Annotated in this window: 5 protein-coding genes and 1 pseudogene; 3 read left to right on the top strand and 3 right to left on the bottom strand. The window is 63.9% G+C overall.

Features of this window, described 5'->3' with window-relative positions:
• Window positions 1-21 precede the first annotated feature (21 nt).
• The 3 genes from EOA32_RS29565 (at window position 22) to EOA32_RS29555 (ending at window position 2,268) form a co-directional block, all read left to right on the top strand.
• Window positions 22-1,092 carry a diguanylate cyclase gene (locus tag EOA32_RS29565; protein WP_067328165.1) on the top strand — a complete coding sequence of 357 codons (1,071 nt, stop codon included), beginning with the start codon at window positions 22-24 and terminating at the stop codon, window positions 1,090-1,092.
• Between the two features lie 71 nt (window positions 1,093-1,163).
• Window positions 1,164-1,541, top strand: a complete 378-nt coding sequence (locus tag EOA32_RS29560) for an antitoxin Xre/MbcA/ParS toxin-binding domain-containing protein (protein ID WP_095780666.1) — start codon at window positions 1,164-1,166, stop codon at window positions 1,539-1,541.
• Window positions 1,501-2,268: an RES family NAD+ phosphorylase gene (locus EOA32_RS29555; protein WP_128373605.1), complete on the top strand. Its 768-nt coding sequence runs from the start codon at window positions 1,501-1,503 to the stop codon at window positions 2,266-2,268. The genes EOA32_RS29560 and EOA32_RS29555 overlap by 41 nt, the downstream gene beginning before the upstream one ends.
• Here EOA32_RS29555 and EOA32_RS29550 read toward each other — a convergent pair.
• The 3 genes and pseudogenes from EOA32_RS29550 to mfd all read right to left on the bottom strand — a co-directional run.
• A pseudogene (locus EOA32_RS29550) lies at window positions 2,269-2,972 on the bottom strand (hypothetical protein). It abuts the gene before it with no gap.
• A gap of 188 nt (window positions 2,973-3,160) precedes the next feature.
• The gene (locus EOA32_RS29545) at window positions 3,161-4,534 is read right to left on the bottom strand and encodes a 3-deoxy-7-phosphoheptulonate synthase class II (RefSeq protein WP_067328161.1); all 1,374 of its coding nucleotides are present in this window, start codon (window positions 4,532-4,534) and stop codon (window positions 3,161-3,163) included.
• Between the two features lie 212 nt (window positions 4,535-4,746).
• Window positions 4,747-8,107: transcription-repair coupling factor (mfd, locus tag EOA32_RS29540; RefSeq protein ID WP_128373604.1), on the bottom strand; the 3,361-nt coding region annotated here is incomplete at its 5' end.

Here is an 8,107-nt window from a genome sequence, read left to right as displayed (position 1 = left end):
GAAGGGGGTAGTGAACAGACTATGCAGCCGGCAGCCGTCCCGAGCGACAGAAATGGCGACATCGCCAGCACCGTTGTGGCGACCATGCGCCAGCTCGGCCTGCTCGGCCTGCCGCGCAACTACGAAATCTTTTATGAAGCGCTGAGCGGCAGCAATCACGAGCTCAGCCTCGCTGTCGTCTCGTTGAGCAATCGGCCGACGCAAGAGGATCTCGATCGCATCGGACGCACCTTCTTCCCGCAGCACCACGGGCCTGCGATCGTCGAACACGCCCGCGAGGTGGTCGCCAAGGAGCTTGAGGACGTCGCCGCGCTGCTGCGCAGCGAGCGCAGCCATATCGAAAAGTACGGCCGCATCCTCGACGAGACGTCGAGCGGCCTGAGCAATCGCAGCCTGCTTTCCCAGGATCTGCTGCAAAAGATCGCCGGCGCGATGTCTGCCGCCACCAGTTCGACGCTGGATCACAACCGCCAGATCGCGAGCACGCTCAGCGAAAAGACGGCCGAGCTCGAGAGCGTCAAATCGAAGTTGGAGGAATACAAGCGGCTCGCCAATACCGATCCGCTGACGCAGATCTGGAATCGCCGCGCCTTCGACAAGGAAATCACGCGCATCTACAACAGCAACCGCGGTATCCTCTTCAACGCGCTCATCCTTGCCGACATCGATCGCTTCAAGGACATCAACGACCGTTACGGCCATCCGGTCGGCGACAGGATCATCCAGATCATCGCCGACATCTTCCAGTCCAGCATCCGCGCCGACATGTTCGTGGCGCGCACCGGCGGCGAGGAGTTCGCGCTGATCGTCGAAGGCGCCAGCGAGGATACCACCTATGAAATCGCCGAGCGCATCCGCGTGCTGATCGAACAGACGCCGTTCACCAGCAGCCAGACCGGGATGAACTATGGCACGGTGACTGTCTCGATGGGCATTTGCATGGCTTCCGAGGCCGACACCCCCGAAGACCTTTACACCAAGGCCGACCGCGCGCTCTATCGCTCCAAGATCGGCGGCCGCAACCGCGTCACCAGGCATTCCACAATGGCCGGCCGTGCCGGCAAGGGCTGGCTGCTCTACAAGAAGGACTGAGTGCACTTTGAAAGCCCTTTCCAAATGAATTTCTGTGGACTATATTTTCCACGGAAATGAAAGGTGCGCTCATGCAACGTCCAGTCGCTGCCGCGACGGCGGCAGAAAATGCCGTCATCACCAAGGCCACGCTGCGCGCGGCCGACCTGCTCGAGATCACGGCGCGAACGCTTGCTCTGGTCATCGGCGTCTCCGAGGCGACGGTCTCGCGGATGCGCAAGCAGGAATTCCTGCTCGAGCGCGGCACCAAGCCGTTCGAGCTTGCGGTGCTGTTCGTGCGGCTGTTCCGCTCGCTCGACGCCATCGTCGGCGGCGACGAGACGGTCGCCCGGGCATGGCTGAAGAACCCGAACACGGCGCTCGACGGCACGCCGCTCGAAAAAATCCTGACCATTGCCGGACTTGTCGATGTCATTGCCTACCTGGATTCCCGACGCGCTCTCGTCTGAGGCCGTCAGGCTCGAAGGCAAATATTGGCGGATGGTCGAGGCGCAGCATCGCGTCTCGACCCTGAAGCTCGTCGACAGGCTCGACGAGCAGGGCCTGCTCGAAGACCTCATCGAGGAAAGCAAGCCGCGGATCCCGCTGGAATGCCGCCATCTTCACTATCTTCTGGCGACGCCCTTCCGCTACGGCTCGATTTATCCGTACGGCTCGCGCTTCCGCCGCGCCGGCAAGACCAAGGGCGTCTACTACGCCGCCGAGACGGTGCTGACGGCAGTGGCGGAAATGGCCTTCTACCGCTTGCTGTTCTTTGCGGAATCACCGCAGACGCAATGGCCGAACGACGCGGCCGAATATACCGCCTTTGCCGCGGCGATCAAATGCGAGAAGGCCGTCGACCTCACGCGGCCGCCGCTCGACCGCGACGAGAAGGCTTGGACGGATCCGACTGACTATGCCGCCTGCCAGGCCATCGCCGACGTGGCGCGCGAGGCGGGGATGCAGGCTATCCGCTACCGCTCGGCGCGCGATCCGAAGGGCGCCAACATCGCGCTCTTGACGTGCAGCGGTTTTGCCAAGGCCAAGCCGCTGGAGCCTCATACCTGGCGCATCCGCATCGGCTCGTTCGGGGTCCAGGCAATCTGCGAATTTCCAGACAGGCGGCTGGAATTCGCAAGGACGGGCTTCGTCGATCCGAGGCTGGCGAATATGCGCTGGGAGCGCGGGCGCTAGTTAAGCCAGAATGTTGACCGCACGCGCGGCGACCAGCGCGATCGTCAGCAGCGAGATCATTGCCTCGGCCATCATCAGGAGCTTGGCGCGCTGAGTGAGCGGCAATGTGTCGGTCGGCGAGAACGCCGTCGCATTGGTGAAGGCCAGGAACACGTAATCGACAAAGCCGGGCAGCCAGTCGCGGATCTCGCGATCGGACAGCGTCATCTGCGGGAACAGGAAATCGGCATGCGCGCGCTTGACCAGGCCGCAGGTCGGCGGGCCGCCGCGGTCGGTGCTCCAGAACCACAGCGCGAAGACGATGACGTTGGTGACCCAGATGTTGAGCGCGTCGACAAGCAGCGTCGTGCCGGCGCCGGCATGGCCTGCCAGCAGCTTCTGGACCAGAAAGACCAGCGAGCCGCAATTCATGATGCTGATGACGCCGGTCATGACCAAGGCGGTACGGCGGATGAAGACGCGAAACCGGCTGATCGCATACCAATGCTCGTGATCGACGGCCTTCTGAGTCGCCATTTGCGTCCAGGCCGTTGCGATCGACAAAGGCACGAGCAGCGCCGCCTCGATCGCGGGCGCGAGCCAGCGCGGACCGAAGGACAGGTCGTTGATGACCAGAAGCTGCAGGCAGATGACGACAAGCACCGCCGCCCGCGCCGACCAGAAGTCGATCGGCGGTGATGAACGATGGCATGCTCGTGGCGCATGGGGGGACCTGTGTCGTGTGCGCGGTTTTCGACCGCGGGCGACACCTCCACCTCAATCTTGGTCTTGCGATGGTCGCGTAACTATAAATTTTCGTAAGGTTTCGGCGGCCGGCGCCTCGCAGGATCGGCCCAAACGAAAAGGGCGTCGGACTTTGTCCGACGCCCCGGTTCGATCGCTGGCAAGCGGCTTAGGCGTTGGCGGCTTGCTTGTGCTGGATCGTATGGCTTTTCTTGAGCAGATCCGAGACCAGGAAGGCCAGTTCGATCGCCTGGTCGGCATTGAGGCGCGGATCGCAATGGGTGTGATAGCGGTCCTGCAGGTCTTCCGCCGTGATGGCCCGGGCGCCGCCGGTGCACTCGGTGACGTTCTTGCCGGTCATCTCGACATGGATGCCGCCCGGATGCGTGCCTTCGGCGCGGTGCACCTCGAAGAAGGTCTGCACTTCCTTCAGGATACGGTCGAACGGCCGCGTCTTGTAGCCGGCCGCCTCGATCGTGTTGCCATGCATCGGGTCGGAAGACCACACCACGTTGCGGCCCTCCTTCTTCACCGCCCGCACCAGCTTCGGCAGATGCTCGGCGACCTTGTCGGAGCCGAACCGCGCGATGAGCGTCAGCCGTCCGGGCTCATTCTCGGGGTTGAGCAGGTCGATAAGCTCCAGCAGGCCGTCCGGCGTCAGCGACGGACCGCATTTCAGGCCGAGCGGATTCTCGATGCCGCGGCAATATTCGACATGCGCATGGTCGGGCTGGCGGGTGCGGTCGCCGATCCAGATCATATGGCCCGAAGTCGCGTACCAATCGCCGGAAGTCGAATCGACGCGGGTCAGCGCCTCCTCGTAGCCGAGCAGCAGCGCCTCATGGCTGGTGTAGAAATCGGTCTCGCGCAGCGCGAAATTGGTTTCCGACGTGATGCCCACCGCGCGCATGAAATCCATCGTCTCGGTGATGCGGTTGGCGAGCGATTCGTATTTCTCGCCCTGCGGGCTGTCGGCAACGAAGCCCAGCATCCAGCGATGCACGTTCTCCAGGCTGGCATAGCCGCCTTGCGCGAAGGCGCGCAGGAGATTGAGGGTCGCCGCCGACTGGCGATACGCCATCTCCTGCCTTGCGGGATCCGGGATGCGCGACGCGGCGTCGAACTCGATGCCGTTGATGATGTCGCCGCGATAGCTCGGCAGCGTCACGCCGGCCTTGGTCTCGCTGTCGGAGGAGCGCGGCTTGGCGAACTGGCCGGCGACGCGGCCGACCTTCACCACCGGCTGCGCGCCGGCGAAGGTGAGCACCACCGACATCTGCAGGAAGACGCGAAAGAAGTCGCGGATGTTGTCGGCGCCATGCTCGGCAAAGCTCTCGGCGCAGTCGCCGCCCTGGAGCAGGAAGGCCTCGCCGGCGGCGACCGCCGCCAGTTGCTTCTTCAGCTTGCGCGCTTCACCGGCAAACACCAGCGGCGGATAGGTGGTGAGCCGGGCTTCCGTGGCCTCCAGCGCCGCAAGGTCCGGATAGGCCGGAACCTGCTTGATCGGCTTTGCTCTCCACGAATTCGGCGACCATTTTGTCATCGCTGCACCCAAAACTCTTCAGAGCAATTCCAGGAAAACTGTGAACGGTTTACGTCCGGAATTGCGTCAAAACAAACTGGCGAGCGGTCTCGCCCGCCATTCCCACCCCAATCAGAGGTCGCGGCTCCTTACACGAAGCCGATTTTCTATTCTAGCCGGGAATTTCAGCAGTGGCGAATGCCTTGAACTGCTCGGATGCCGGTGTGAAGGCGTCAGGCAGCTTTGTCGACCAGCCGCGCCAATTGAGTCATGACAACAGCCGAGCCGGCCAGCCGCTTCTCGGCATTCGGCCAGTCACGCATGAAGACGACGCTGTGGTCGGCCCTGATCTTGGCCAGCGAGCCCTGCTCGCCGATGAATTTGACCAGTCCGACCGGATTGGGGAATTCGCGCTTGCGGAAGTGGATGACGACGCCCTTGGGGCCGGCATCGAGCTTCTCGACATTGGCCTTGCGGCAAAGCGCCTTGATGAAGACGATCTTCAACAGATGCGTCACTTCTTCCGGCAGCGGCCCGAAGCGGTCGATCAGCTCGGCGCCGAAGCCGTCGATCTCCTCGGTGGTCTCCAAGTCGCCAAGGCGGCGGTAGAGCGCCATCTTGAGCTGCAGGTCCGGCACATAGCTCTCCGGGATCATCACCGCGGTGCCCACCGCGATCTGCGGCGACCAGCCGCCATCCAGCACTTCGCCGGAATCCTTCACTTCGGCCACCGCTTCCTCCAGCATCTGCTGGTAGAGCTCGAAACCGACCTCCTTGATGTGGCCGGATTGTTCCTCGCCGAGGAGATTGCCTGCGCCGCGGATATCGAGGTCGTGGCTGGCAAGTTGGAAACCAGCGCCGAGCGTATCGAGCGACTGCAGCACCTTGAGCCTGCGCTCGGCCGTATCGGTGAGCTTGCGGTTGGCCGGCAGCGTGAACAGCGCATAGGCTCGCACCTTCGACCGGCCGACGCGGCCGCGCAACTGATAGAGTTGGGCCAGACCGAACATATCGGCTCGGTGGATGATCAGCGTGTTGGCGGTCGGAATGTCGAGGCCGGATTCGACGATGGTCGTCGACAGAAGCACGTCGTACTGGCCGTCATAGAAGGCGTTCATGATGTCGTCGAGTTCACCAGCCGGCATCTGGCCGTGGGCGACCGCTACTTTCAGCTCCGGCACGGATTCTCTCAGGAAATCATGGATTTCGGCAAGATCGCTGATACGCGGCACGACATAGAAGGAATGGCCGCCGCGGTAGCGCTCGCGCAGCAGCGTCTCGCGGATGACCAGCGGATCGAAGGGCGAGATGAAAGTGCGCACCGCCATGCGGTCGACCGGAGGGGTGGCGATCAGCGACAGCTCGCGAACACCGGTCAGCGCCAACTGGAGCGTGCGCGGAATCGGCGTCGCCGAAAGTGTCAGCACATGCACGTCGTTCTTGAGCTCCTTCAGCCGCTCCTTGTGCTTGACGCCGAAATGCTGCTCCTCGTCGATGATCAGCAGGCCGAGATTTTTGAAGGAGATCGAGCTACCGAGCAGCGCGTGCGTGCCGACGACGATGTCGACCGTGCCGTCGGCGACGCCCTTCTTGGTCTCGGCCAGTTCCTTGGAGCCGACCAGGCGCGATGCCTGCGCGACGCGGATCGGCAGGCCGGAAAAGCGTTGCGAGAAGGTCTTGAAGTGCTGCCGCGACAGCAGCGTCGTCGGCACCACGACGGCGACCTGGAACCCTTCCATCGCCGCGATGAAGGCGGCGCGCAGCGCCACTTCCGTCTTGCCGAAGCCGACGTCGCCGCAAACCAGCCGATCCATCGGCTTGCCGGCGCCGAGATCGTCCATGACGGAATCGATCGCCGTCTGCTGGTCGTCGGTTTCTTCATAGGGAAAGCGCGCCGCGAACTCGCCATAAAGGCCGTCGGCCGGAATCATGGCGGGTGCTGCGCGCATCTGCCGCTCGGCGGCGATGCGGATCAATTGCCCGGCCATGTCGAGCAGCCGCTTCTTCAGCCGCGCCTTGCGCGCCTGCCAGGCGCCGCCGCCGAGCTTGTCGAGCGGCGCTTCCGCCGAATCCGAACCGTAGCGCGACAGGAGCTCGATGTTTTCGACCGGCAGGAACAGCCGGTCGTCGCCGGCATAGTGGATTTCGAGGCAGTCATGCGGTGCGCCGACCGCTTCGATGGTGCGCAGACCGACGAAACGGCCGATGCCGTGGTCCGCGTGAACGACGATGTCGCCGGATGACAGCGACGACGCTTCGGCGATGAAGTCGGAGGCACGCTTTTTGCGCTTGGAGCGGCGGATCAGCCTGTCGCCTAGAATGTCCTGTTCGGCGACGACGACCATGCCGTCGGTCTCGAAGCCGGATTCGAGCGGCAGCACGGCAAGACCGGCCTGCCCCGGCTCGAGCTTTTCGACCTCGGAAAGAGTCGCCACCGGTTTCAGGTTGCCGAGATGATGCTCGGCGAGGATCTGGCCGAGGCGGTCGAGCGAGCCCTCGGTCCAGCCGGCGACGATGACGCGGCGGCGCGCGGCGCGCTCGTCGGCAATATGCTTCACCACCACGTCGAAGACATTGCTGTTCGGGTCGGCGCGCTCCTCGGCGAAGCTGCGGCCTTGCCGCGAGCCCGCATGGAAGACCTTCTTGCCGCCGACATCGGGTGCGTCGAAGACCGTGAAATCAATGTCCTCGCGCGGTCCGAGCGAGGCTTTGAGATTTTCCGGCGAGAGATAGAGCAGATCCGGTGCCACCGGCTTATAGGGCACAGCATCCTTCAGCGCGCCGTCAGCCTGCTTCCGCCGCGCCTCATAGTGATCGAGGATCAGCGTATGGCGCTCGGCCAGCGCCTCATGCGCGAGATGATCGAAGATGACAGGCGCGTCCGGCAGATAGTCGAACACCGTCTCCAGCCGCTCGTAGAAGAAGGGCAGCCAGTGCTCCATGCCGGCAAAGCGCCGTCCTTCGCTGACGGCTGCATAAAGCGCATCGTCGCGCGACGGCGCACCGAAGGCTTCGATATAGGAGCGGCGGAAGCGGCTGATCGTTTCCGGCGTCAACGCCACCTCGCTCATCGCCTGCAACGCCATCGACTTGCGCTGGCCGGTCGTGCGCTGGGTCGCCACGTCGAAGACGCGGATCGATTCCAGCGTGTCGCCGAAGAAGTCGAGCCTCAGCGCCTCGCTCCAGCCGGGCGCGAAGAGGTCGAGAATGCCGCCGCGCACCGCGAACTCGCCGACGTCGCGCACGGTCGGCACGCGCTCGAAACCGGAATTCTCCAGCCGCGCGATCAGCACGTTCATGTCGATCTGGTTGCCGGGCTTGGCATGGAAGGTCTGCGCCTCGATCAGTTCGGCCGGCGGAATGCGCTGCAAGAGCGCATTGGCCGTCGTGAGGATCACCGCGCGGTGCGGCTTTTTCGCCAGCGCAATGATGGCGGAGAGCGCGTCGAGCCGCCGCGCGGCGGCATCCGCGCCCGGCGAGACACGATCGTAAGGCAGGCAGTCCCAGGCAGGCAGTTCCAGAACCGGAAGGCCGGGAGCGGCAAAGGCGAGCGCATCGATTATCGCCGGCAGCCGCTGACCGTCGCGGGCGACG

The organism is Mesorhizobium sp. M1A.F.Ca.ET.072.01.1.1 (genome assembly GCF_004023325.1).
Taxonomy (GTDB): Bacteria; Pseudomonadota; Alphaproteobacteria; order Rhizobiales; family Rhizobiaceae; genus Mesorhizobium.
Note: the sequence above shows the minus strand (reverse complement) of the source record. Positions and strands in the feature narration are given on the sequence as shown.